Raw genomic sequence first — 22,424 nt, 5'->3', positions numbered from 1 at the left:
CGCCGCGGTGTTACGACTTACTGCGCGGTCAGGCTCACATCCCGCAGCGGCTTGCCACGCACCGGCGCATCGCCGGCCACGAAGTAGGCGGCCTTGCTACGCGGCAACGACTGGCGACCACGGATCTTGTCGGCGATTTTCTCGGCGATCATGATCGTTGGCGCGTTCAGGTTGCCGGTGGTGATGATCGGCATGATCGAGGCGTCGACCACGCGCAGGGCTTGCATGCCATGCACACGACCTTCGGCATCAACCACGGCCATTTCGTCGGTGCCCATCTTGCACGAGCAGGACGGGTGGAACGCAGTTTCGGCGTGTTCGCGGATGAACGTGTCCAGCTGCTCATCGGTTTGCACGTCGATGCCCGGGCTGATCTCGCGGCCACGGAAAGCGTCCAGTGCAGGCTGTTGCATGATTTCACGGGTCAGGCGGATGCCATCTCGGAATTCCTGCCAGTCCTGCTCGGTGGCCATGTAGTTGAACAGGATGCTCGGGTACTGGCGCGGATCCTTGGACTTGGCCTGAATGCGACCACGGCTCGGCGAGCGCATGGAACCCATGTGCGCCTGGAAACCGTGCTCTTTCACGCCGTTGCTGCCGTTGTAGTTAATCGCGACCGGCAGGAAGTGGTACTGAATGTTCGGCCAATCGAATTCTTCGCGAGTACGGATGAAACCGCCGGCTTCGAACTGGTTGCTGGCGCCGATGCCGGTGCCATTGAACAGCCACTCGGCACCGATGGCCGGCTGGTTGTACCAGAGCAGCGACGGGTACAGCGAGACCGGTTGGGTGCACGCGTATTGCAGGTACAACTCGAGGTGATCCTGCAGGTTTTCGCCGACGCCTGGCAGGTCGTGGACCACCGGGATGTCGAGCGTGTTCAGCAGTTCGGCAGGGCCGACGCCGGAACGTTGCAGAATCTGCGGCGACGCGATGGCGCCGGAGCACAGCAGCACTTCTTTGCGGGCGCGGGCTTCAACGCGCTCTTCAGCGGCGCCGATCAAGTAACGCACGCCGACTGCACGCTTGCCTTCGAACAGAATCTTGTCGGTCAGGGCGTGGGTGACGATGGTCAGGGTCGAGCGCTTCTTGGCGATGTCCAGGTAACCGCGAGCGGTGCTGGCGCGACGACCGTTCGGCGTCACGGTGCGGTCCATCGGGCCGAAACCTTCCTGCTGATAACCGTTGAGGTCTTCGGTACGCGGGTAACCGGCTTGCACGCCGGCTTCAACCATCGCGTGGAACAGCGGGTTGTTGCCGGCTTTCGGCGTGGTCACGCTGACCGGGCCGTCGCTACCGTGGTAATCGTTCGCGCCGATGTCACGGGTTTCAGCCTTGCGGAAGTACGGCAGGCAGTTCAGGTAGTCCCAGTCTTCCAGACCTGGCAGTTTCGACCAGTTGTCGTAATCCATCGCGTTGCCGCGGATGTAGCACATGCCGTTGATCAGCGAAGAACCACCCAGGCCCTTGCCGCGGCCGCATTCCATCCGGCGACCGTCCATGTGCGGCTCTGGATCGGTTTCGTAGCCCCAGTTGTAGCGACGACCTTGCAGCGGGAACGCCAGGGCGGCCGGCATTTGCGTGCGGAAGTCCAAACGGTAGTCCGGGCCGCCTGCTTCGAGCAGCAGAACGGTGACGCCTTGGTCTTCGGTCAGACGGGTCGCCAGGGTGTTACCGGCCGAGCCGGCACCGATGATGATGTAATCGAATTCTTGGGACATTAAATGCACCCTCTTTGAAGTTGGCTGTGGCGAGGGGATTCATCCCCGTTCGGCTGCGAAGCAGTCGCAAGCCGGTGAATGCGATGTGCCTGAGACACGGTGGTCGCCGGTTTCAGGGCTGCTGCGCAGCCCAACGGGGATGAATCCCCTCACCACATCTGCATTCACTCCAGATTTCGAGGGTCTTAGAACACCGAGGCGTAATCGCCCAGCTCGACCTGTACCGATTTGATGCGTGTGAAGTTGTTCAGCGAGCTGATGCCGTTCTCACGGCCCACGCCCGACTGCTTGTAGCCGCCGACCGGCATCTTGGCGTCGGACTCGCCCCAGGCGTTGATCCAGCAGATACCGGCTTCCAGTTGATGAATCACGCGGTGAGCGCGGTTCAGGTCTTTGGTGACGATGCCAGCCGCCAGGCCGAAGTCGGTGTCGTTGGCGCGACGGATCACTTCTTCTTCGGTGTCGTAGGTCAGGATGGCCATGACCGGGCCGAAGATTTCTTCGCGAACGATGGTCATCTCGTCGGTGCAGTCGGTGAACACGGTCGGTGCCACGAATGCGCCCTTGGCGAAGTCGCCGTCGGTCAGGCGAGTACCGCCGCACAGGACACGAGCGCCTTCTTCCTTACCCTTGGCGATGTAACCCAGCACGCTTTCCATGTGGGCGAAGCTGACCAGCGGGCCGAAGTTGGTGTTCTCGTCTTCCGGGTTACCGATACGGATGCGCGCAACGCGCTCAGCGATCTTGGCTTCGAAAGCCGCTTTCAGGTGAGTCGGTACGAACACGCGAGTGCCGTTGGTGCAGACCTGCCCGGAGCTGTAGAAGTTGGCCATCATCGCGGTGTCGGCGGCGCGATCGAGGTCGGCGTCGTCGAAAATGATCAGCGGGGATTTGCCGCCCAGTTCCATGGTCACGTCTTTCAGCGACGAAGCGGAAGCGCTGGCCATGACTTTCTTGCCGGTGTCGGTGCCGCCGGTGAAGGAGATTTTTTCGATGCGTGGATGCTCGGTCAACCAGGTGCCGACTTCACGGCCGCTGCCGGTCAGCACGTTGAACACGCCAGCTGGAACGCCAGCTTCGGTATAGATCTCGGCCAGTTTCAGGGTCGTCAGGGACGTGACTTCGCTTGGCTTGAAGATCATCGCGTTACCGGCTGCCAAGGCAGGAGCGGATTTCCACAGGGCGATCTGGATCGGGTAGTTCCACGCGCCGATACCGGCCACGACGCCCAGCGGCTCGCGACGGGTGTAGACGAAAGACGTGGTGCGCAGCGGAATCTGCTCGCCTTCGATGGCCGGCACCAGACCTGCGTAGTACTCCAGCACGTCAGCGCCGGTAACGATGTCGACGTAACGGGTTTCGGAGTACGACTTGCCGGTGTCCAGGGTTTCCAGGGCGGCCAGTTCATCGTTGCGCTCGCGCAGGATGTCCACGGCACGACGCAGGATGCGCGAACGCTCCATGGCGGTCATCGCGGCCCAGATTTTCTGGCCCTTTTCGGCGCTGACCACCGCGCGTTCAACGTCTTCCTTGGAGGCACGTTGTACGGTTGCGAGGACTTCACCGTTAGCCGGGTTGATAGCTTCGAAGGTGGCGTCGCTGAGGGCAGAGGAGTAACCGCCATCGATGTAGAGTTTTTGCAGTTCGAAACGGGCCATAGTGTCCTCGCAAGAGCATAAGTGGTTGGCGTAGGCCGCTGGAGTGATGCCATAAGGTTGTGGCAACACCGATCAACAGCAGTTCAGGGGTTGAGCGTTTTATGTGTGCTCTAACTCACCTGCTTGGCCAATTGGAAATCCATGTATTCGTAAGCGATCTGGTGCGCCTGCCCGGTGTCGAAAGCATCTCCCGACAGCGCGCCGCGCAACCACAAGCCGTCAATGAGGGCTGCCAGGCCGCGGGCGGCGCTGCGCGCTTGATCGAGCGGCAACACACGGCGGAACTGGCAGCACAGGTTGGAATACAGGCGGTGATCGTTAATCCGCTGCAACCTGTGCAATGACGGGTGGTGCATGCTGGTGGCCCAGAAGGCCAGCCAGGTTTTCATTGCCGGGCCATTGACCTGGCTGGCGTCGAAGTTGCCTTCGATGATCACCTGCAGATGCGCCCGTGGGCTGTCATCTGCCAGCGCCTGACGGCGCGCGGTGACGTTCTCGCTGAGGACACTCATCAGGTACTGCGCCGTGGCAGCGATCAGGCCGTTCTTGTCCTGAAAATAGTGACTGATGATGCCGTTCGAGACACCGGCCAAACGGGCGATCAGCGCAATGCTGGCGTCCCCCATTCCGACCTGATCTACCGCCTGCAAAGTGGCTTCGATCAACTGCTGGCGGCGGATGGGTTGCATACCGACCTTGGGCATCTTGCACATCTCCTTTGGCCTTCCGGCGGACGTGAAACGTCTATCGGATTGAGGGCCAGTCTATTTTGTTTTGATTGAACGTTCAATCAACAAAGAATAAGATCTGCGACAATTCGTCGCTGCCTACAGGTTTTTCCTACGTGTAGTTGGCGGAAAAACGACATCCGAAAACGCTCGAAACCCGCGCGCACTGGCGCTCCCGGGTTTCGGGCTTTTTTCGGGGTGTCTTTATATCACCCGCCGGTCGGCTGCCAACTAGCCGATTGGTCGGGTACCGCGTTGCCTTGTGTTCTTCTCCCGCACTGCCCGGAGCATCTGTGCCATGAGTTCTGCCTCTCTAATAAAGACCCCACCCGAGAAGGTGACGGTCAACGGTTGGGTGTTCTACACCTCTACCGCGTTGATCCTGCTGTTGACCGCCATTCTGATCATCGCCCCGCAAGAGGCCGGCAGATTGCTTGGTATTGCCCAGGCCTGGTTGTCCCGCAGCTTCGGCTGGTATTACATGGTGGTGATCGCCGCTTACCTGGTCTTCGTGCTCGGCCTGGCGTTTTCGTCCTACGGCAAACTCAAGCTGGGCAGTAAGGACGACACCCCGGACTTCAGCTATGGCGCCTGGGCGGGGATGCTGTTCTCGTCGGGTATCGGCATCTCGCTGTTGTACTTCGGTGCTTCCGAGCCGCTGGATCACTACTTCAATCCGCCGGAAGGCGTGGCCGGCAGCAACCTCGCGGCACGTCAGGCGGTTCAGCTGACGTTCCTGCACTGGGGCCTGCATGGCTGGGCGATCTACGCGTTGGTCGGCTTGGCCGTGGCGTATTTTGCTTACCGCCATAACCAGCCGCTGGCGTTGCGTTCGGCGCTGTATCCATTGGTGGGCGAGCGTTGGGTCAAAGGCGCGGCCGGGCATGCGGTGGACGGCTTCGGCATGTTCGTGACCCTGCTGGGGCTGGTGACGAACCTGGGGATTGGTTCGTTGCAAGTGTCGTCGGGCCTGGAAAACCTGTTCGGCATGGAGCACAACAACACCAACCTGCTGATCGTGATCATCGTGATGAGCACCGTGGCGACCATCGCTGCCGTGTCCGGCGTGGAAAACGGTATTCGCCGTCTGTCCAACCTGAACATCGTGCTGTTCAGCGGTCTGCTGATTTTCGTGCTGCTGTTCGGCCCGACCCTGCACCTGCTCAACGGCTTTGTGCAAAACGTCGGCGACTACCTGAACAGCGTGGTGCTGAAGACCTTCGACCTCTATGTGTACGAAGGCGACAGTGAGAAATCCGACCGCTGGTTGGGCCTGTGGACCCTGTTCTACTGGGCCTGGTGGATTTCCTGGGCCCCATTCGTGGGCATGTTCATCGCGCGTATTTCCCGTGGTCGCACCGTGCGTGAACTGGTCGCCGGTGTGCTGCTGATCCCGCTGGGTTTCACCCTGGCATGGCTGTCGATCTTCGGTAACTCGGCCCTGGACCTGGTGATGAGCCACGGGGCGGTAGAGCTTGGGAAGACGGCGCTGGAACAGCCGTCCATGGCGATTTACCAGTTGCTGGAGCATTACCCGGCGTCGAAGGTTGTGATCGGCGTGTCGATCTTCGTCGGTTTCGTGCTGTTCCTGACCCCGGCGGATTCCGGCGCGGTGATGATGGCTAACCTTTCCTGCAAGGGCGGCAACGTTGACGAAGATGCGCCGCACTGGCTGCGGATCTTCTGGTCGGCGGTGATCACGCTGGTGACGATCGGCCTGTTGTTCGCCGGTAACTTCGAAGCCATGCAAACCATGGTGGTGCTGGCCGGTCTGCCGTTCTCGGTGGTGCTGGTGCTCTTTATGTTCGGCTTGCACAAGGCCATGCGCCAGGACGTGCAGATCGAACAGGAGCAAGCGGAGCTTGCAGCACGCGGTCGTCGTGGTTTCAGCGAGCGTTTGACTCAGCTGGACTTGCAGCCGAATCAGTCGATCGTTCAGCGTTTCATGGACAAGCAAGTCAGCCCGGCGCTGGAAGAGGCTGCGGTGCAACTGCGTACTCAAGGCCTGGACGTGCAAACGTTGCTGGGCAAGGCCAAGCGTTGCATGGGCCTGCGGATCGAGAGGGAAGAGGGCAACCCTTTTGTCTACGAAGTGAGCCTGGACGGCTATCTGGCAGCGGCGAGCGACACGGTTTCGGCTGAGAGTGCTGATGAACCGCGCGCACGTTACTACCGCGCCGAGGTGTATTTGCACAATGGCAGCCAGGACTACGACTTGATGGGCTTCACTCAAGATCAGATCACCCGTGACGTGCTCGATCAGTTTGAAAGCCATCGGCAGCTCCTTGGCCGGGTTTATAGCTGAGTAACGAGATGATCGTTCCTGCGCTCTGCGCGGGAACGCAAAGGGGCTCAAGTTGAGCCCCTTTTTTGTGCCTGATCGTTCCCACGCTCTGCGTGGGAATGCCGCCCCGGACGCTCTGCGTCCGCTTTTGAATCGTGACGCGGAGCGTCACCGGATGCATTCCCACGCAGAGCGTGGGAACGATCACCTCTCGCGGCGTTTTTGTGTCTGCTGCCTTACCCCAGGTTCTTGCCGAGCAGTGCGTGATACAGCTCGCTGTCACCCAGAATCCCGACCACCTTGTTGTTGTCGTGCAACACCAGCTTATTACCCGTCTGATATCGAATCTGCAGCGCGTCGCGCATGCCGATGTTCGAATCCACCAGCGTTGGTCGACGACCCAAGCCTTCAACCGCCTGCCCTGGAATCCAGTTCTGCAGGTCCAGGCTCGCGCCGTTCTGGCGTGCGCCTTTGATGGTGTTGCCTTCGGCCAGGTCCAGCCAGGAGTCGCCGCCCGGATCGAGGCATACCGAACCGTTGATGCGTTTGCAGTTGTCCAGGGTGCGCATCAGGCTGCGACCGCACAACACGTTCAGCGGGTTGGTGTGGGCGACGAAGGTCCGCACGTAGTCGTCCGCAGGGTTGAGGACGATCTCTTCCGGCTTGCTGTACTGGACGATCCGACCGTCTTTCATGATCGCGATACGGCTGCCCAGCTTCAGTGCTTCATCGAGGTCGTGGCTCACGAACACGATGGTTTTGTTCAGCTTGCTTTGCAGCTCCAGCAGTTCGTCTTGCAGGCCCTGGCGGATCAGCGGGTCGAGGGCCGAGAACGGTTCGTCCATCAGCAGAATGTCGGCGTCCATCGCGAGCGCGCGAGCAAGGCCCACACGTTGCTGCATACCACCGGAGAGCTCATCGGGTTTTTTGTTGCGCCACTGGGTCAGGCCCACCAGCTCAAGTTTTTCATCGACCAGTTTTTTCCGTTCCTTCTCAGGTCGTCCCTGCATTTCCAGACCGAAGCTGATGTTCTCGCGAACAGTCAGCCAAGGCATCAGGGCGAACTTCTGGAACACCATCGCAATGCGCTGGGTGCGCATCATTTTCAGTTCCGCCGGGGTGCAGGAAGCGATGTCGATCTGCTTGCCTTCGTGCTCGACGAACAATTTGCCGCGGCTGACGGTGTTGAGGCCATTGATGCAGCGCAGCAAGCTGGACTTGCCGGAGCCTGACAGGCCCATCAGTACGCAGATTTCACCCTTTTCGACATCCAGGCTGGCCTTTTCGACACCGACAATCTGCCCGGTCTTTTTCAGGATCTGGTCGCGGGTCATGCCCTGATCGAGGAGTTTCAAGGCCTCGCGCGGGTCTTTGGAGAAGATTACGTCGACGTCTTCGAAGCGAATAATGCTCATGCGTCACCCCCTACTTTGGCTTCGGGTTGTTTGCAGATACGGTCGAGCATGATCGCCAGCAGTACGATCGCCAGGCCCGCTTCAAAGCCCAGGGCGATATCAGCAGTGTTCAGTGCGTTGACCACGGGTTTGCCCAGGCCGTCGGCGCCCACCAGTGCCGCGATCACCACCATCGACAGCGACAGCATGATGCACTGGGTGATACCGGCCGCGATGCTTGGCATGGCGTGGGGCAGTTCAATCCGTGAAAGCAGTTGACGGCGCGAGCAGCCGAAGGCTTTGCCGGCGTCCATCAGTTCCTGCGGAACATCGCGAATACCCAGGTAAGTCAGGCGGATAGGTGCGGCAATCGCGAACACCACCGTAGAAATCAGGCCCGGGACCACACCCAGACCGAAGAGGGTCAGGGTAGGAATGAGGTACACGAAGGTCGGCACGGTCTGCATCAGATCGAGCACCGGACGCATCAGTGTGTAGAACATCGGTTTGTGCGCGGCGACGATGCCCAACGGCACGCCGATGACCACGCAGACCAGGGTGGCGAACAACACCTGGGCAAGGGTTTCCATGGTTTCCTGCCAGTACCCCAGATTGAGGATCAGGAGGAAGGAGGCGATGACAAAAACGGTCAGTCCCCACTTTCGTTGAATGAAGTGTGCCAGTAGCGCGATGAGGCCAATCAATGCCAGCGGGTTGAACCAGGTCAGCGCGAAAGTCACGCCGTGGATCATCGTTTCCAGTGACACGGCGATTGCGTCGAAGGTGTTGGCGCCGTGTTGCGTCAACCATTCAACGAAGCCCGCGATGTACTGGCCTAAAGGTATTTTCTGATCAATCAGCATGGTAGTGAACGTCCGCATGCAAGGAAATAAACAGCCCGGGCGAGCGAACTCGCCCGGCGTAAGCGATTACTGCGCCAACTTGGCTTTCACGGCCTCCAGGCCTGGTTTACCGTCAATGGTGGTCACGCCAGCGAGCCAGGTATCGAGGACCTGTGGATTCTTTTTCAGCCAGGCCTTGGCGGCCGCGTCAGGCTTCATTTTGTCGTCCAGGACGTTGCCCATCAGGGTGCTTTCCATGTCGAGGGTGAACGCCAGGTTTTTCAGCAACTGGCCCACGTTGCTGCATTCCTGTGCATAGCCTTTGCGGGTGTTGGTGTAGATGGTCGCCTGGCCGAAGTTCGGGCCGAAATACTCGTCGCCGCCGGTCAGGTACTTCATCTTGAAGCGCGTGTTCATCGGGTGTGGTTCCCAGCCCAGGAACACCACGGCGGTGTTGCGGCGCTGGGCGCGATCGACTTGCGAGAGCATGCCTGCCTCGCTGGACTCGACCACCTTGAAGCCGGCGTCTTTCAAGCCGTAGGCGTTCTTGTCGATCATGCTCTGGATCAGGCGGTTGCCGTCGTTGCCTGGTTCAATGCCGTAGATCTTGCCGTCGAGTTCTTTCTTGAACTTGGCGATGTCGGCGAAATCTTTAAGACCTTTGTTATACAACTCTTCCGGGACGGCGAGTGTGTATTTTGCGTTTTCCAGGTTGGCACGCAGGGTGTCCACGGTGCCGGCATCGCGGTAGGCCTTGATGTCGTTTTCCATGGTCGGCATCCAGTTACCCAGGAATACGTCCATGTTCTTGCCGTCGGCCAGGGACTTGTAGGTCACCGGTACGGAAATCATCGTGGTTTTGGTCTTGTAGCCGAGGGCATCGAGGACGACGCTAGTGGTGGCGGTGGTGACGGTAATGTCAGTCCAGCCGACATCGGAGAAGTTTACGGTGCTGCATTGAGCCGGTTCGGCGGCTTGAGCCAGAAACGGCAGACTCAGCATGGCGGCCAACAACAACGACGGGGAACCTTTCATGGATGGACTCCTTGGTGTTTTTTTTGGCAGTGTTCCGACTGGACCACCGCACTTATAGGTTGCGGTTGGATGGCGTTTTGGAGACAGCTCTACCACGTCGCCTTGCAATCGAGTCGATACGATCATGTACCAGTGAAAATCTGACGCCTACAGGGGGCGTCGTAACCAGTACAGGGATGGTCGCATCCAGTGTCGGTGACGTCGTTTACAGCTTTTTTCAGCCCTCTTTGCCCCTCTGGTCCGCAAAAAAACGGCGAAAACGCAGCGTCAAAGGCCCGCGGCGTTTGTGGGCATGAGTGCGTCGGTGTGAGACGTCGAACGACATGGCAAAAGCCTGATGATGCGGCCATCTCGGCGGATTGCAGCTTCAGCGTAGCAGCTCCGTCACTGGGCGCTTTTGCGTCTGGAGTTGGGACATCCAGGAGTTCGGCAGTAATGGCTATCAGTGTTTTCGACCTGTTCAAAATCGGCATTGGCCCTTCCAGTTCGCACACCGTGGGGCCTATGCGGGCCGCGGCGTTGTTCGTGCAAGGTTTGCGTGAGCAGGGTCTTTTGGAACAAGTGCGTCGCGTCGAAGTTCAGCTGTATGGTTCGTTGTCGGCCACCGGTATCGGTCACGGCAGCGACAACGCGGTGATCATGGGCCTGATGGGCGAGTGGCCGGATGCGATCGATCCATCGCAAATCGGCATCCGCATCGAAACCCTGCGCGAAACTCACACGCTGTTGCTCGACGGTCGCTTGTCGGTCCCGTTCATCTGGGCCCGGGACATGCGCCTGATCGACGAAAACCTGCCATTCCATCCCAACGCCATGACCCTGGTTGTCGAAGGCGATCACGGCGAACTGCATCGCGACACCTACTATTCCATCGGCGGCGGTTTTGTCGTTGATGAGGCACAGGCTTCAAGCGGCGTGGTGGATCTGGATCGCACGGTGCTGCCGTACGACTTTTCCAGCGCCGTCGAACTGCTGAGCCTGTGCCAGAAGCACAACTTGCGCGTTGCCGAATTGATGATGGCCAACGAGAAGGTCTGGCGCAGTGAAGAGGAAATACGCGCCGGCCTGATGAAACTCTGGCGCGCCATGCAGGATTGCGTGGAACAAGGCCTCAAGCACGAAGGCATCCTGCCCGGTGGCCTGAATGTGCGCCGTCGCGCGGCCAGGTTGCATCGCAGCCTGCAAGAGCTGGGGAAACCTAACGTAATCGGCTCAACGCTGAGTGCCATGGAGTGGGTCAACCTGTTCGCCCTGGCTGTCAACGAAGAAAACGCCGCTGGCGGGCGCATGGTCACGGCGCCGACCAATGGCGCGGCAGGGATCATTCCGGCGGTGTTGCACTACTTTATGAAGTTCAGTGAGGTGGTGACCGACGCCAACGTGGTCGACTATTTCCTCAGTGCGGCGGCGGTAGGGATTCTGTGCAAGAAGAACGCTTCGATTTCCGGTGCCGAAGTCGGTTGTCAGGGCGAAGTCGGTTCGGCCTGCGCCATGGCGGCGGCCGGGTTGGCGGAGATCCTCGGCGCCACACCGGAGCAGCTGTGCAACGCGGCGGAAATCGGTCTGGAACACAACCTCGGTCTGACTTGCGACCCGGTGGGCGGGCTGGTGCAAGTGCCGTGCATCGAGCGCAACGCGATTGCCGCGGTGAAAGCCATTAACGCGGCGCAGATGGCGCTGCGTGGCGATGGTCAGCACTTTATCTCGCTGGATCGGGTGATCCGCACGATGCGTGATACCGGCGCCGATATGCATGACAAATATAAAGAGACATCGCGCGGTGGGTTGGCGGTTAGCGCGGTTGAGTGTTGATTCAGTAAACCTGTGGCGAGGGGATTTTGTGGCGAGGGGATTTATCCCCGTTCGGCTGCGCAGCAGTCGTAGAGATTTTCGGGGCCGCTTCGCGACCCAACGGGGATAAATCCCCTCGCCACACCAGACCACATAGCACCACACCACACCAATCAAAACTGCGCTCAAAGTGAACACCCGAATCGAAACGCGCCACGTTTTGGCGCGTCGCTTACAGATAAGCGACCTCACCCAGATCAGGGATCCAAGCTGGCCATTACCGCCTGTCACCTGTGCTTGCGGTGACACTCTCTATCGGGCCGCCGCACCCCTGTTCCCACAAGTGCTACCGATTTGCTCACGCCCAACGGGGCAGAGCGCATGCCGCGAATAATGGCACTTATAACCCCCACTCGCGGCGCGGCTTATATAGACGCGCCGCGACGTCGTTTTCAGGAGTTATTGAATGACCATTCAACTTTAGGCATGGCAATTGCTCTGTCATTACAAAGCCCGTCTCCCACGCGAGAACGATGGCAATAACAAGAGCCTCCGCCTGAGGCCACCACCCGCTTTGTGTGAGGAGATACCGCGATGACGACGTTCAACTCCGGGGCTCAACCCCAGAACCGTGCGCCTCAATCCATCGGCTTTTTGCTGCTGGACAATTTCACGCTTATTTCTCTGGCCTCCGCAGTAGAACCCCTGCGCATGGCCAACCAATTGTCCGGCCGCGAGCTGTATCGCTGGACCACACTCACCGTCGACGGCGGTCAGGTCTGGGCCAGTGACGGTCTGCAAATCACACCCGACTGCTCCATGCACAAAGCGCCCGCCCTGGACACCATCATTGTCTGCGGCGGCATTGGCATCCAGCGCACGGTTACCCGTGAACACGTTTCGTGGCTGCAAAGCCAGGCGCGTCAGTCCCGCCGTCTCGGTGCGGTCTGCACCGGCAGCTGGGCCCTGGCGTGCGCCGGCCTGCTGGATGGTTTCGATTGCAGCGTGCACTGGGAATGTCTGGCCTCGATGCAGGAAGCTTTCCCGCGTGTGGCCATGAGTACGCGTCTGTTCACCCTCGACCGTACCCGTTTCACCAGTTCCGGCGGCACCGCGCCGCTGGACATGATGCTGCACCTGATCAGTCGCGATCACGGTCGTGAACTGTCGGCCGCGATCTCGGAAATGTTCGTCTACGAGCGCATCCGCAACGAGCAGGATCACCAGCGTGTGCCACTCAAGCACATGCTCGGCACCAACCAGCCGAAGTTGCAGGAAATCGTCGCGCTGATGGAGGCCAACCTGGAAGAGCCGATCGACCTCGACGAGCTGGCGGTGTATGTCGCTGTTTCGCGTCGTCAGCTGGAGCGGCTGTTCCAGAAATACCTGCACTGCTCACCGTCGCGTTACTACCTGAAACTGCGCTTGATCCGTGCTCGGCAACTGCTCAAGCAAACGCCGATGTCGATCATCGAAGTGGCGTCGGTGTGTGGTTTCGTTTCCACACCGCACTTCTCCAAGTGCTACCGCGAGTACTTCGGCATTCCACCGCGTGACGAGCGCGTAGGTTCCAACACCACGCAACAAGTGGCGATGATGCCGCTGCCACAAGCGCTGGTGCTGTCGCCGTTGTCCGGGCCGTTGTCGGCGTTGAGTCAGGCACGCAACGAGTCGACGTTCGCCAGCGTAAGGCTCTAATGCTCTGATCGTTCCCACGCTCTGCGTGGGAATGCCTCAATGGACGCTCTGCGTCCGCTTCGATCAGGGTGAGGAAGTATTCAGGCGCTTCGGCTCTGCTGATACTCCGCCAACGCCGGCAACAATTGCTTGTCGATGGCCTGGCGCACGGCCGGCAGGATGGTCGCGCTGCTGGTGTACATCTGCTTGACCATGGTCCGCAGTTCCATTGCCCGTTCGTTGTTCAAACCCCGTACCGCGCATTCGCAGGCCTGCTCAGCGGTTGCGCCAGGGGGCACTGCAAATCCCAACGCCTTCAGCTGGCCCAACAGGTCTTCCTGGTCTATCAAATCGGCGTACATCATGACGCAATCCTTCTTCAGGGAACGGTGTCGTGGCTCGATTCTCTTAGGGGCGTGAGGTGGCGGCAAGGACGATTTGTCGCAATGGCCGCATTACCTATGAACAGGTCGTTTTCGGCTAACTTGTTGCGGATGGGAGTGGGCACACTGGAGTCAGCTGGCTTCACGAAGGTTTGGTCACCCTCGCGCAACGGCTCCTCAACAGTACCCACCTCTGCCCCGATCCTGTCACGGCTTGATCGGGGCTTTTTTTGGCTGGGGTTTAACGCTGTAACACGAGGATGCGCGACAGCAATTCATCACGGTCGACATAGCAACCCTGGAAATGCCGGGCGCCGGTGGTGGGGTCGAAGGCGTTGCGGGCGTGGAGGGTGCGACGGTTGTCAAAACACCACATCTCACCGGGGTTGAGCCGCGTCATCACCCGGAATCGAGTTTCGCGGGTCATCGCAATAAAGCGTCGATAAGCGCGGTATAGCTTGGGCATGTCCTCGATCGATACATCAAACGGCCCACGCAGAAAGTTCGCCATGCGGATCTCCGATACCTGCCCCAACGCATCCAGGGCGATGATCGGCGCCAGGCAGCGGTAGTCGCTATGGCGGTCCTTGTTGCGAAACTCCACGGGGATTTCACACAGGGCTTTGAACGACTCGGGATCCTCCTCGCGCAACGCTTGGGCAATGGCAAAGCCGTCGACGAAAATACTCTCGCCACCGTTGGCTTCATTGACCAGGCAATGCAGAAACTGCAGCCCCGGTTGTAACTCCCGGGTCGGTAAATCGCTGTGCAACGGCAGGTTGAAAGCGGTGTACGCATTGCTGTCGGCATCGGCCTTGGATTGCACATTGAACAGCACGCCGAAATTGCTCTCGCGGATGAAGGATATCCGCTGAGCGATCAGCTTCAGCGAACCTGGCTCGGTGGGCACGCCGCGGACCTGGGTCAGGCCGATATCGCGCACGGCCAGCAGCCATTGCAGCAAGGCATCGTCGTCGTTCATCAGCGCCTGGTATTCGAACACTGGCAGTTTCAGGTGGCTGTTCCAGAGTTGGCTTTTGAGCTTGGCGCTCCGGCGTTCGGCGCGGGACTCATCATCGTAAGCGTGGGCCCGTAACCAGGCAGGATCGAAGCGGCTGATGTGGCCGTCCTGCCATTCGACGCTGAGGCAACCTTCAGCATCGACGTTTGCCCCTGTCGGCGTCACGTCCTCTGCGACGTCGACGATTTCCAGCACTTGCTCGCGGGTCACGGTGTAGACGCACAGCGGGCACGGGCAGTTGTCCCGCAACCACTGATGATGAAACGGGCTGACACGGTCATCGGCCCACTTCACTTGAACTCGGTCCGCCAGGGTTTGTACGGCGGTCAATGCGCTGATCAACGGGTAGGTACGGAAGTCGGCAAAAGCTGCGGCGGTGTTCATGGCGATCTCCTTGTCATTTTTTCGGCGGTAATGCGATCACTCGGCCAATGTAGGCGGGGGCGGGCAGGTCGGCTTGCTCGGCGACGATGGTTTGCAGCTTGCTCAGGGTTTCTTCGCTGAAGGGTGCGGATCGCGGGCCGTCGAGGTCGACGTGCAGCAGCATTTGCTCGTTGCCCGCCAGCGCCTTGTCGTCGCCCACCAGATGCAGGCTGTGATAGAGGTGCAGACGTTTGCTGTCGTGGCCGATGATTTGGGTGTGTACTTCGACGTCGGCGTCGAGCTTCACTTCGTGCAGGTAGTTGAGGTGCAGTTCGAGGGTGAACAGCGAGTTGCCGCTGGCTTCGCGGTTGTTGCTGTCCATTCCCAGGCGATCCATCAGCGCGTCGGTGGCGTAGCTGAAAATCAGCAGGTAGAAAGCATCGCGCAGGTGGCCGTTGTAGTCGACCCAGTCGGGGATGATTCTGGTTTGGTAGGTGGTGAGGGTGGGCATGATGAGGGATCCGAATGGTGTGGTGACTGGATGGCCGCCATCGCGAGCAAGCTCGCTCCCACATTGGTTCTGTGAACGACGCAGATCAAGTGTGGGAGCGAGCTTGCTCGCGATGGGGGCGGTCCTGCTGGCTTATTACTCGCTAAACGCCATCCCATGCTTTTCCTTGGTAGTCTTCACCGCCTCCAGCACCGCCAGTAAACAATCATCACGATAGCGCTCCAGCGCCGAAATGCTGTGCGTGCCCAACTGATCAGTGGTGCCGTCCACCACATCATCGATCAACTTGTCGGTTAATTCCGGCGCCGGCAGATACGTCCACGGCAACTGCAACGCTGGCCCGAATTGCGCCATGAAGTGCCGCATACCCGCATCGCCACCCGCCAGGGTGTACGTCAAGAACGTGCCCATGAACGACCAGCGCAGGCCCGCACCAAAACGAATGGCATCGTCGATCTCACCGGTGGTCGCTACACCGTCGTTAACCAGGTGCAGCGCCTCACGCCAGAGCGCTTCGAGCAAGCGGTCGGCGATAAAACCAGGTACTTCCTTGCGCACATGCAGCGGACGCATGCCCAAGGATTCATACACTTTCATTGCCGCTTGAACGGCTTCGGGAGCGGTGTTTTTGCCACCGACCACTTCCACCAGCGGCAGCAGATAAACCGGGTTGAAAGGGTGGCCGACAACGCAGCGTTCCGGGTGTGTCGAACTCTCGTAGAACTCGCTCGGCAACAGGCCCGAAGTACTGGAGCCGATCAGTGCATTCGGCTTGGCCGCCGCGCTGATTTTGCTGTGCAGTTCCAGTTTCAGATCCAGGCGTTCCGGAGCGCTTTCCTGAATGAAATCTGCGTCGCGAACGCATTCTTCAATGGTGGCGACAAAGCGCAACCGGTCCTGCGATGCGCCCGACGCCAGGCCTTGTTTCTCCAGCGCTCCCCAGGCATTGGCGACGCGTTTGCGCAGGGCTGCTTCGGCGCCGGGTGCCGGGTCCCAGGCCACCACGTCGAGGCCGTGGGCGAGGGCGCGGGACACCCAACCGCTGCCGATGACTCCGCTGCCCAGGGCGGCGAAGGTTTTGATTTCAGTGATAAAAGTCATGGCAATTCCTGAAGTTGAAAAGGTCGATTAACCGCGCTTGGTCAGGCCCATTTTTGCCCGGCCTTCAGCCGGCGTCAGAACGCGGGCGCCGAGGCGGCTGAGAATTTCCGAGGCGCGTTCGACCAGTTGGCCGTTGGTCGCCAGTACGCCCTTGTCCAACCAGATGTTGTCTTCCAGACCGACCCGCACGTTGCCACCGAGCAGTACTGCTTGTGCGGCCATCGGCATTTGCATGCGACCGATGCCGAAGCCGGCCCACACCGCATTGGCAGGCAAGTTGTCGACCATGGCTTTCATGGTGGTGGTGTCGGCCGGCGCGCCCCACGGGATCCCCAGGCACAGTTGGAACAGCGGATCGTCGAGCAACCCTTCCTTGATCATCTGCTTGGCGAACCACAGGTGACCGGTGTCGAAAATTTCCAGCTCGGCCTTCACGCCCAGCTCTTGAATTCGCTTCGCGCCGGAACGAAGTTGCGCCGGGGTGGACACGTAAATGGTGTCGCCGTCGCCGAAGTTCAGGGTGCCGCAATCGAGGGTGCAGATTTCCGGCAGCAGTTCTTCAACGTGGGCCAGACGGGTCAGCGGGCCCACCAGGTCGGTGTTCGGGCCGAACTCCATCGGGTTCTCGCCAGCGCCGATTTCCAGGTCGCCGCCCATGCCGGCGGTGAGGTTGACGATGATGTCGACGTCGGCTTCGCGGATGCGCTCCATCACTTCGCGGTACAGCGCTACGTCACGGCTGAATTTGCCGGTTTCGGGGTTGCGCACGTGGCAGTGGACCACGGTGGCGCCAGCCTTGGCGGCTTCCACGGCGGCCGCGGCGATTTGTTTCGGGGTGACCGGCACGTGTGGGCTTCTGGCGGTCGTGTCGCCAGCACCGGTGAGTGCGCAGGTGATGATGACGTCGTGGTTCATGAGGCGGGTTCCTTGCAGGCGTGATGATTCCGTTCGCAGCCCGGTCGGGCTGCGAGTCGGTGGTTCAATCGGATTTATTTAGTCGTCAGTTGCAGGTTTTCAGCCGCTGGTTTGCCATCGAAGGTGGTCACGCCTTCGAGCCAGCGCTGTTTATCTTGCGGGTGATCGTTCAGCCATTGCTTGGCCGACTCGAAGGCGTCCTTGTGATCGAGCAGCGGCTGCATCATCCGGCTCTCGTCTTCGGCGGTGTACGTCAGGTTGTTCAGCAAACGACCTATGTTCGGACACTGCTGCGCGTAGTTCGGCGAGGTGACGGTCCAGACCGTGGCCATGCCTTCGTTCGGGCCCAGTGCGTCTTCGCTACCGGTGAGGTAAGTCATCTTCACGTTGACGTTCATCGGGTGCGGCGCCCAGCCGAAGAACACCACGGCCTCGTTGCGCCGTACGGCGCGATCCACCGCCGCCAGCATGCCGGCCTCGCTGGACTCCACCAACTGGAACTTGCCGAGGCCAAACTGGTTCTTGGCGATCATCGCCTTGATCTGGGTGTTGGCGCCTGAACCTGGCTCGATACCGTAAATCTTGCCGCCCAGTTCCTTTTCAAACTTGGCGATGTCGGCAAAGGTTTTCAGGCCCTTGTCGGCGAGATACGTCGGTACGGCGAGGGTGGCGCGGGCGTCTTTGAGGCTGGGTGCTTCAAGCACTTTCACCTGCTTGCCATCGACGAACGGGGTGATGGTCTGGGTCATCAGCGGGTTCCAGTAGCCCAGGAACAGGTCCAGGCGCTGGTCGCGGATCCCGGCGAAGATGATTTGCTGGGAAGCGCTGGTTTGTTTGGTGTTGTAGCCGAGGCCGTCGAGCAGGACTTGGGTCATGGCGCTGGTGGCGATCACGTCGGTCCAGTTCACGACGCCCATGCGCACGTTCTGGCATGAAGCAGGTTCGGCCGCCATGACGCTGGCGCTCAAGAAAGCGGTACCGCTGAGTGCAAGAACACAGCTGCTGATCAGTCGTTTCATGTCGGGTTCCTCGGCAGGTCGTTATTGTGGGTTCCGGCATCTTCGTGCGCCGGTGATGCCCAAGTTACGCAGCTTAAGGCGCGCTAAAGCGCACTGCGGCGACCAGCTCTTGCACTGCAGCGACCTGTGCTCTTGAATGCCGTCGGCAAGTGGCGTATCAACGTCCACACGCTCCCCGCCCTCTCGCTACCTGCCAATCGAGTGCGCTCCATGTCCCAGGATTTCTACTTCATGTTGATGCCGGGTTTCTCGGCCATCGGTTTTATCTCGGCGATCGAGCCGCTGCGGGTCGCCAATCGCTTCCGTGGCGAGCTGTATCGCTGGCATGTGCTGAGCGCTGACGGCGGGGCGGTGCTGGCCAGCAATGGCATGTCGGTCAACGCCGATGCGGCGCTGGAACCGCTGAAAAAAGGGGCGACCTTATTGGTCGTCGCGGGCTTCGAGCCGCTGAAATTCGCCACCCCGGCGCTGGAGCACTGGCTGCGCCGCCTGGACAACGAAGGCGTGACCCTCGGCGCCATCGACACCGGGAGCTTCGTCCTCGCCGAAGCCGGCCTGCTTGATGGCCATCGCCTGACCCTGCACTGGGAAGCCATCGACGCCTTCAAGGAATCTTATCCACAGCTCAGCGTTACCCAGGAGCTGTTCGAGATCGACCGCCGGCGCATCACCTGCGCCGGCGGCACCGCGTCCATCGACCTGATGCTCGACCTCATCAGCCAGGCCCATGGCCCGGAACTGGCGATCCAGGTCAGCGAACAGTTCGTGCTCGGGCGCATCCGCCCGCGCAAAGATCACCAGCGTATGGAAGTCGCCAGCCGCTACGGCATCAGCAATAAGAAATTGGTGCAGGTGATTGGCGAGATGGAGCAGCACAGCGAACCACCGTTGAGCACATTGACGTTAGCCGAATCGATCAAGGTAACGCGACGGCAGCTCGAACGCCTGTTTCGCCTGCACCTGAACGACACGCCGAGCAATTTCTACCTGCGCTTACGGCTGGAGAAAGCGCGGCAGTTGCTGCGGCAGACGGACATGAGCGTGCTGGAGGTGAGTATTGCCTGCGGGTTTGAATCACCGTCGTATTTCACCCGTAGTTATCGGGCGCGGTTTGCGCGGTGCCCGCGGGAAGATCGCCGGCAAAGCCAAAAGGCCTGAACCTCCGGCATGGGGCGAAACCCAATCCCTGTAGGAGCGAGCGGTGCGGCGATCCGACTTGCCCGCGAAGGCGGCGTGTCAGGCGACAGTAATTTTGAATGTACCGGCCTCTTCGCGGGCAAGTCGGATCGCCGCACCGCTCGCTCCTACAGAATTTGTGGCACTCACTTTTTCATCAGCGCTGAACACGCTGCTTTGTAAGCCTCATGCTGATACTTGTTCAGCGTGCCCGGCAGTTCAAAGTCGAACTTCTTGTTCTGCGCGTTGATGGTCTGTGGCGACAGTAGCGTCACCTCGCAATTTTCCAGCAACTGGAAAACACCCTCGATCTTGAACGTGGTCGGCCCACCGGCGAACTCACCTTTCTTGCTGCGCTTCTTGATCGCGATCCGGTCGATGGAGTTCTCGCGCACAAACGACGCCACCTGAGCGGCAAAGACTTTGACGTTCGACGCTTCGTCGTCATCGTCGAGGGCGATTTTCTTGGTGGCTAGAGCGACGTGGCTTAGGACCTGACCGTCGAGGGAGGCCACGGCGATGATCGCTTCGCTGCCTTTGATTTCGATGCCGCAGATTTTCATGAGGTCGCCTTGTGAATGGATGAATTTCGCCAGAAAAATGTAGGGAAGGAGCAAAAAAACTGTGAATCAGTCTATATTCAGGATGGCTGAATTGATTCTGGATATGAGCCGCCTCTGCTTCTGGGTATTTTTGCTAGTTTTTATTATTGATCAAATCGTCCATGTGGCTGATTGTAGAGCCACTCAATAACTCTCCATGGCGGTCAAATATCGGATCAACTAATACTGATATTTTTTTTGCTCTAAGTTTGTGCATAAAATGGTCGAATTGCTTATCATCTTCAATTATATTAAGTTTGTAGTTTTCCACTGTCGAAGCAATTGCTTTCCAGTTTTCTAGAAAGTGTTTTAAGTCGATTGGTCTGCTGATTAAGAAAACCATATCCTTAAAAAGGATCGGATTGTTTCTTTCGTCCATTATTGTTGTTAAGGGGGCGTAATAATTTTTGCAGGTGTCATGAAGTGCTGACAATCCTCGTGTGTAAACCGCCTTTTCGAAATTTAGGCATTCAATTGGTTTTGCGGGTGTTTGTTGGTTTCTCATGATTGTGTCTTTGTTGCTAAACACATCCCCGTCACTTGAGAAACAAAGAGGGTTGCCGCTTTCTTGGGCAGCGCGAGCTTGCTCGATAAAACGACTACACTCGATATCAGCATTTTCTGATGTAAATCGTTGTATTTGTCCACGGTGTTGTATGTATCGTGTCGAACTATCTTCCAACGTCGCTTTGATGCAGTGAGTTCCAACTAGATGCTCTTGGTCTGGAGTCCATAAAATGTGTGTTGCTTTGGTGCTTATATTTTCAAGACTTCCCCAGACAGCTTGACTTTCTGGTAATAAGGTAAACCACTTTTTGTAATCAAAATTCTTAAGTTCTGGGTATAAATCAATGCCTGGATTTGAGCCGGTTCCTAATATCCTATCTGATGGGCGTCTACATTTTTTGTGGATAATACCATTGTCAAACGGAAGGCTTGTTTCTTGGATTTCGACGAACATGCCGTTGTGAGAAAGCCCGTCACCACAATGGATGCATTTTGAAACGTTTGTGTTACTAGTAATGCTAGATCTGATTTTCTCCGAATAAGCCAGTGGGATTAGCTCATTGTCAATTGCGGAAATAGACTCCGCATCAGGTAGTATAAGATTCTTCTTCATGAATCGAGGATCTTCATGGAAGAGCCTGGCGGCGCCACTGATAGTTGCGGCTCTTCCATAGAGCTTGTATTTGCTCCCGTCCTGCAATTCGACCTTGTCTTCTTGGAAACTAAGCAAAAATTCTCCTGCATCATTGAATCTTTTCAACTCAAGAAGAACTACCTCGTTTTTTTTGTTTGGTGACTCTATGAGTATAACTTCACGTCCTGAGCAAATCTTGAATTTTTCGGCGTCAAAGGCGAAGTGAAAATTTGTGTCGGATTGAAGGGGGGCTGTTTGGGGTGGCTTTATAAAGTTATCCAGTAGTGATTTTGTTTCGGAGTTGTCAATGGATTGCCTGTTCTTTGACCAGTCGAGGCTTTTTGTAATTATATAATTCCATAGAAGCTCCGGGTGAATCGAAAGTTGGCATGTGATTGATGTTAGAAAAGCACTTTCGTAAGTGCCGCCTTGCTCTAGATCAAGGGTTATTATGTGGATTTTCTTAAGAAGTTCAATAAATTCTACGTCTGAAACTTTTTGGTGCTTGTTGTTTGAGGCAATTAATTTAACGATGTTGGAGACTTTCTGTAGTGTCTCTTGTTCTGATTGGGATAGAGGGTTTTCGGTAAGTGCGTCAACATTTAGGCGCAGTGATTTCGTGATTTTCTTGAGCTCTTTTGTTATTTTTTTTGATGAGTCTGCTGTTGTGACTAATGTGTAGCTGTCTTTTGGATTTTGAGAGCTTCGATTTTGTTTGTAGAATTGTTCAATTGTTTTGAAAAAGTCAGAGGTGGGCGCTTCAGATAATGATAGTTGGCGCTTGGCTTGGATATATGTTATTGATTTTTTGTGAATTAATTTTATGTCGTCAATAGAATCGCTTGTTTCAAAAGATATTTTTTTTATTTTTAGCTGCTTGTGATGACCTAGAGCTATTGAGCAGTCAAGGCTCAGGCCCATACTTAATACAAAGAAGGCCGCAACCCTTTGTTGGAAGTCGACACCGCTATTAGTGGCTGAGCCTCCGCCGGTATTATTCATTTCATAACTCCTTTTATGTGTGTTTTTTGAAAAGTTTAAATATCTAACGCTGATGTGATT

Annotated in this window: 18 protein-coding genes; 4 read left to right on the top strand and 14 right to left on the bottom strand. The window is 57.9% G+C overall.

Annotation, left to right across the window (positions count from 1 at the left end):
- Positions 1–17: 17 nt before the first annotated feature.
- The 3 genes from betA to betI all read right to left on the bottom strand — a co-directional run bounded on the left by betA (position 18) and on the right by betI (position 4,083).
- Positions 18–1,721 (bottom strand): choline dehydrogenase, encoded by a 1,704-nt coding sequence (gene betA / locus ACYZTR_RS26245; RefSeq protein ID WP_461975014.1) that lies wholly within the window; start codon positions 1,719–1,721, stop codon positions 18–20.
- Positions 1,722–1,906: 185 nt separating this feature from the next.
- The gene (gene betB / locus ACYZTR_RS26240; RefSeq protein ID WP_461975012.1) at positions 1,907–3,379 is read right to left on the bottom strand and encodes a betaine-aldehyde dehydrogenase; all 1,473 of its coding nucleotides are present in this window, start codon (positions 3,377–3,379) and stop codon (positions 1,907–1,909) included.
- Positions 3,380–3,489: 110 nt separating this feature from the next.
- Positions 3,490–4,083: a transcriptional regulator BetI gene (gene betI, locus ACYZTR_RS26235; protein ID WP_282380595.1), complete on the bottom strand. Its 594-nt coding sequence runs from the start codon at positions 4,081–4,083 to the stop codon at positions 3,490–3,492.
- A gap of 379 nt (positions 4,084–4,462) precedes the next feature.
- On the opposite strand from betI, the gene ACYZTR_RS26230 reads away from it, so the two are divergent.
- Entirely contained in the window at positions 4,463–6,412 is a 1,950-nt protein-coding gene (locus ACYZTR_RS26230; protein WP_461979894.1) for a BCCT family transporter, read from the top strand.
- Positions 6,413–6,627: 215 nt separating this feature from the next.
- On the opposite strand, the gene choV is transcribed toward ACYZTR_RS26230, so the two are convergent.
- The 3 genes from choV to ACYZTR_RS26215 form a co-directional block, all read right to left on the bottom strand.
- Positions 6,628–7,806, bottom strand: coding sequence for a choline ABC transporter ATP-binding protein (gene choV / locus ACYZTR_RS26225; protein WP_309677858.1), 1,179 nt, complete (start codon positions 7,804–7,806; stop codon positions 6,628–6,630).
- A complete protein-coding gene (gene choW, locus ACYZTR_RS26220; RefSeq protein WP_449645635.1) occupies positions 7,803–8,648 on the bottom strand; it encodes a choline ABC transporter permease subunit in 846 nt (281 codons plus the stop codon). Before choW ends, choV begins: the two co-directional genes overlap by 4 nt.
- A gap of 66 nt (positions 8,649–8,714) precedes the next feature.
- Positions 8,715–9,662, bottom strand: a complete 948-nt coding sequence (locus ACYZTR_RS26215) for a choline ABC transporter substrate-binding protein (RefSeq protein ID WP_461975009.1) — start codon at positions 9,660–9,662, stop codon at positions 8,715–8,717.
- A gap of 435 nt (positions 9,663–10,097) precedes the next feature.
- Between ACYZTR_RS26215 and ACYZTR_RS26210 the strand changes: the two genes are divergently transcribed.
- Both ACYZTR_RS26210 and gbdR read left to right on the top strand, forming a co-directional pair.
- Positions 10,098–11,474, top strand: a complete 1,377-nt coding sequence (locus ACYZTR_RS26210) for an L-serine ammonia-lyase (RefSeq protein ID WP_461975007.1) — start codon at positions 10,098–10,100, stop codon at positions 11,472–11,474.
- Between the two features lie 573 nt (positions 11,475–12,047).
- The gene (gene gbdR / locus ACYZTR_RS26205) at positions 12,048–13,151 is read left to right on the top strand and encodes a choline metabolism transcriptional regulator GbdR (RefSeq protein WP_461975005.1); all 1,104 of its coding nucleotides are present in this window, start codon (positions 12,048–12,050) and stop codon (positions 13,149–13,151) included.
- An 80-nt stretch (positions 13,152–13,231) separates the two neighbouring features.
- Here the strand turns inward: gbdR and ACYZTR_RS26200 are convergent, their stop codons facing one another.
- The 6 genes from ACYZTR_RS26200 to choX form a co-directional block, all read right to left on the bottom strand.
- The gene (locus tag ACYZTR_RS26200) at positions 13,232–13,495 is read right to left on the bottom strand and encodes a hypothetical protein (RefSeq protein WP_401354025.1); all 264 of its coding nucleotides are present in this window, start codon (positions 13,493–13,495) and stop codon (positions 13,232–13,234) included.
- 259 nt (positions 13,496–13,754) lie between these two features.
- Positions 13,755–14,918 carry a gamma-butyrobetaine dioxygenase gene (locus tag ACYZTR_RS26195; RefSeq protein WP_461975003.1) on the bottom strand — a complete coding sequence of 388 codons (1,164 nt, stop codon included), beginning with the start codon at positions 14,916–14,918 and terminating at the stop codon, positions 13,755–13,757.
- Between the two features lie 13 nt (positions 14,919–14,931).
- Complete coding sequence (locus ACYZTR_RS26190; RefSeq protein ID WP_461975001.1) at positions 14,932–15,408, bottom strand: thioesterase family protein; 477 nt, start codon at positions 15,406–15,408, stop codon at positions 14,932–14,934.
- Between the two features lie 135 nt (positions 15,409–15,543).
- Complete coding sequence (locus tag ACYZTR_RS26185) at positions 15,544–16,509, bottom strand: L-carnitine dehydrogenase (RefSeq protein WP_461974999.1); 966 nt, start codon at positions 16,507–16,509, stop codon at positions 15,544–15,546.
- 27 nt (positions 16,510–16,536) lie between these two features.
- On the bottom strand, positions 16,537–17,424 hold the full coding sequence (locus ACYZTR_RS26180; RefSeq protein ID WP_461974997.1) for a beta-keto acid cleavage family enzyme: 888 nt from the start codon (positions 17,422–17,424) through the stop codon (positions 16,537–16,539).
- Between the two features lie 74 nt (positions 17,425–17,498).
- Complete coding sequence (choX, locus tag ACYZTR_RS26175; protein WP_461974995.1) at positions 17,499–18,443, bottom strand: choline ABC transporter substrate-binding protein; 945 nt, start codon at positions 18,441–18,443, stop codon at positions 17,499–17,501.
- Positions 18,444–18,653: 210 nt separating this feature from the next.
- Between choX and ACYZTR_RS26170 the strand changes: the two genes are divergently transcribed.
- Complete coding sequence (locus tag ACYZTR_RS26170; RefSeq protein WP_461974993.1) at positions 18,654–19,601, top strand: GlxA family transcriptional regulator; 948 nt, start codon at positions 18,654–18,656, stop codon at positions 19,599–19,601.
- Positions 19,602–19,765: 164 nt separating this feature from the next.
- Here ACYZTR_RS26170 and ACYZTR_RS26165 read toward each other — a convergent pair whose 3' ends face one another.
- Positions 19,766–20,182 carry a DUF3010 family protein gene (locus ACYZTR_RS26165; protein ID WP_461974991.1) on the bottom strand — a complete coding sequence of 139 codons (417 nt, stop codon included), beginning with the start codon at positions 20,180–20,182 and terminating at the stop codon, positions 19,766–19,768.
- Between the two features lie 133 nt (positions 20,183–20,315).
- A complete protein-coding gene (locus ACYZTR_RS26160) occupies positions 20,316–22,364 on the bottom strand; it encodes a hypothetical protein (RefSeq protein ID WP_461974989.1) in 2,049 nt (682 codons plus the stop codon).
- Between the last annotated feature and the right edge of the window lie 60 nt (positions 22,365–22,424).

This window comes from Pseudomonas sp. Hz4, from assembly GCF_054898165.1.
This window is presented reverse-complemented; position numbering and strand designations above follow the sequence as displayed.

Coding starts and splice junctions, on each gene's coding strand:
- betA (WP_461975014.1), bottom strand. CDS start 1,721: ATGTCCCAAGAATTCGATTACATCATCATCGGTGCCGGCTCGGCCGGT.
- betB (WP_461975012.1), bottom strand. CDS start 3,379: ATGGCCCGTTTCGAACTGCAAAAACTCTACATCGATGGCGGTTACTCC.
- betI (WP_282380595.1), bottom strand. CDS start 4,083: ATGCCCAAGGTCGGTATGCAACCCATCCGCCGCCAGCAGTTGATCGAA.
- choV (WP_309677858.1), bottom strand. CDS start 7,806: ATGAGCATTATTCGCTTCGAAGACGTCGACGTAATCTTCTCCAAAGAC.
- choW (WP_449645635.1), bottom strand. CDS start 8,648: ATGCTGATTGATCAGAAAATACCTTTAGGCCAGTACATCGCGGGCTTC.
- ACYZTR_RS26215 (WP_461975009.1), bottom strand. CDS start 9,662: ATGAAAGGTTCCCCGTCGTTGTTGTTGGCCGCCATGCTGAGTCTGCCG.
- ACYZTR_RS26210 (WP_461975007.1), top strand. CDS start 10,098: ATGGCTATCAGTGTTTTCGACCTGTTCAAAATCGGCATTGGCCCTTCC.
- gbdR (WP_461975005.1), top strand. CDS start 12,048: ATGACGACGTTCAACTCCGGGGCTCAACCCCAGAACCGTGCGCCTCAA.
- ACYZTR_RS26200 (WP_401354025.1), bottom strand. CDS start 13,495: ATGATGTACGCCGATTTGATAGACCAGGAAGACCTGTTGGGCCAGCTG.
- ACYZTR_RS26195 (WP_461975003.1), bottom strand. CDS start 14,918: ATGAACACCGCCGCAGCTTTTGCCGACTTCCGTACCTACCCGTTGATC.
- ACYZTR_RS26190 (WP_461975001.1), bottom strand. CDS start 15,408: ATGCCCACCCTCACCACCTACCAAACCAGAATCATCCCCGACTGGGTC.
- ACYZTR_RS26185 (WP_461974999.1), bottom strand. CDS start 16,509: ATGACTTTTATCACTGAAATCAAAACCTTCGCCGCCCTGGGCAGCGGA.
- ACYZTR_RS26180 (WP_461974997.1), bottom strand. CDS start 17,424: ATGAACCACGACGTCATCATCACCTGCGCACTCACCGGTGCTGGCGAC.
- choX (WP_461974995.1), bottom strand. CDS start 18,443: ATGAAACGACTGATCAGCAGCTGTGTTCTTGCACTCAGCGGTACCGCT.
- ACYZTR_RS26170 (WP_461974993.1), top strand. CDS start 18,654: ATGTCCCAGGATTTCTACTTCATGTTGATGCCGGGTTTCTCGGCCATC.
- ACYZTR_RS26165 (WP_461974991.1), bottom strand. CDS start 20,182: ATGAAAATCTGCGGCATCGAAATCAAAGGCAGCGAAGCGATCATCGCC.
- ACYZTR_RS26160 (WP_461974989.1), bottom strand. CDS start 22,364: ATGAATAATACCGGCGGAGGCTCAGCCACTAATAGCGGTGTCGACTTC.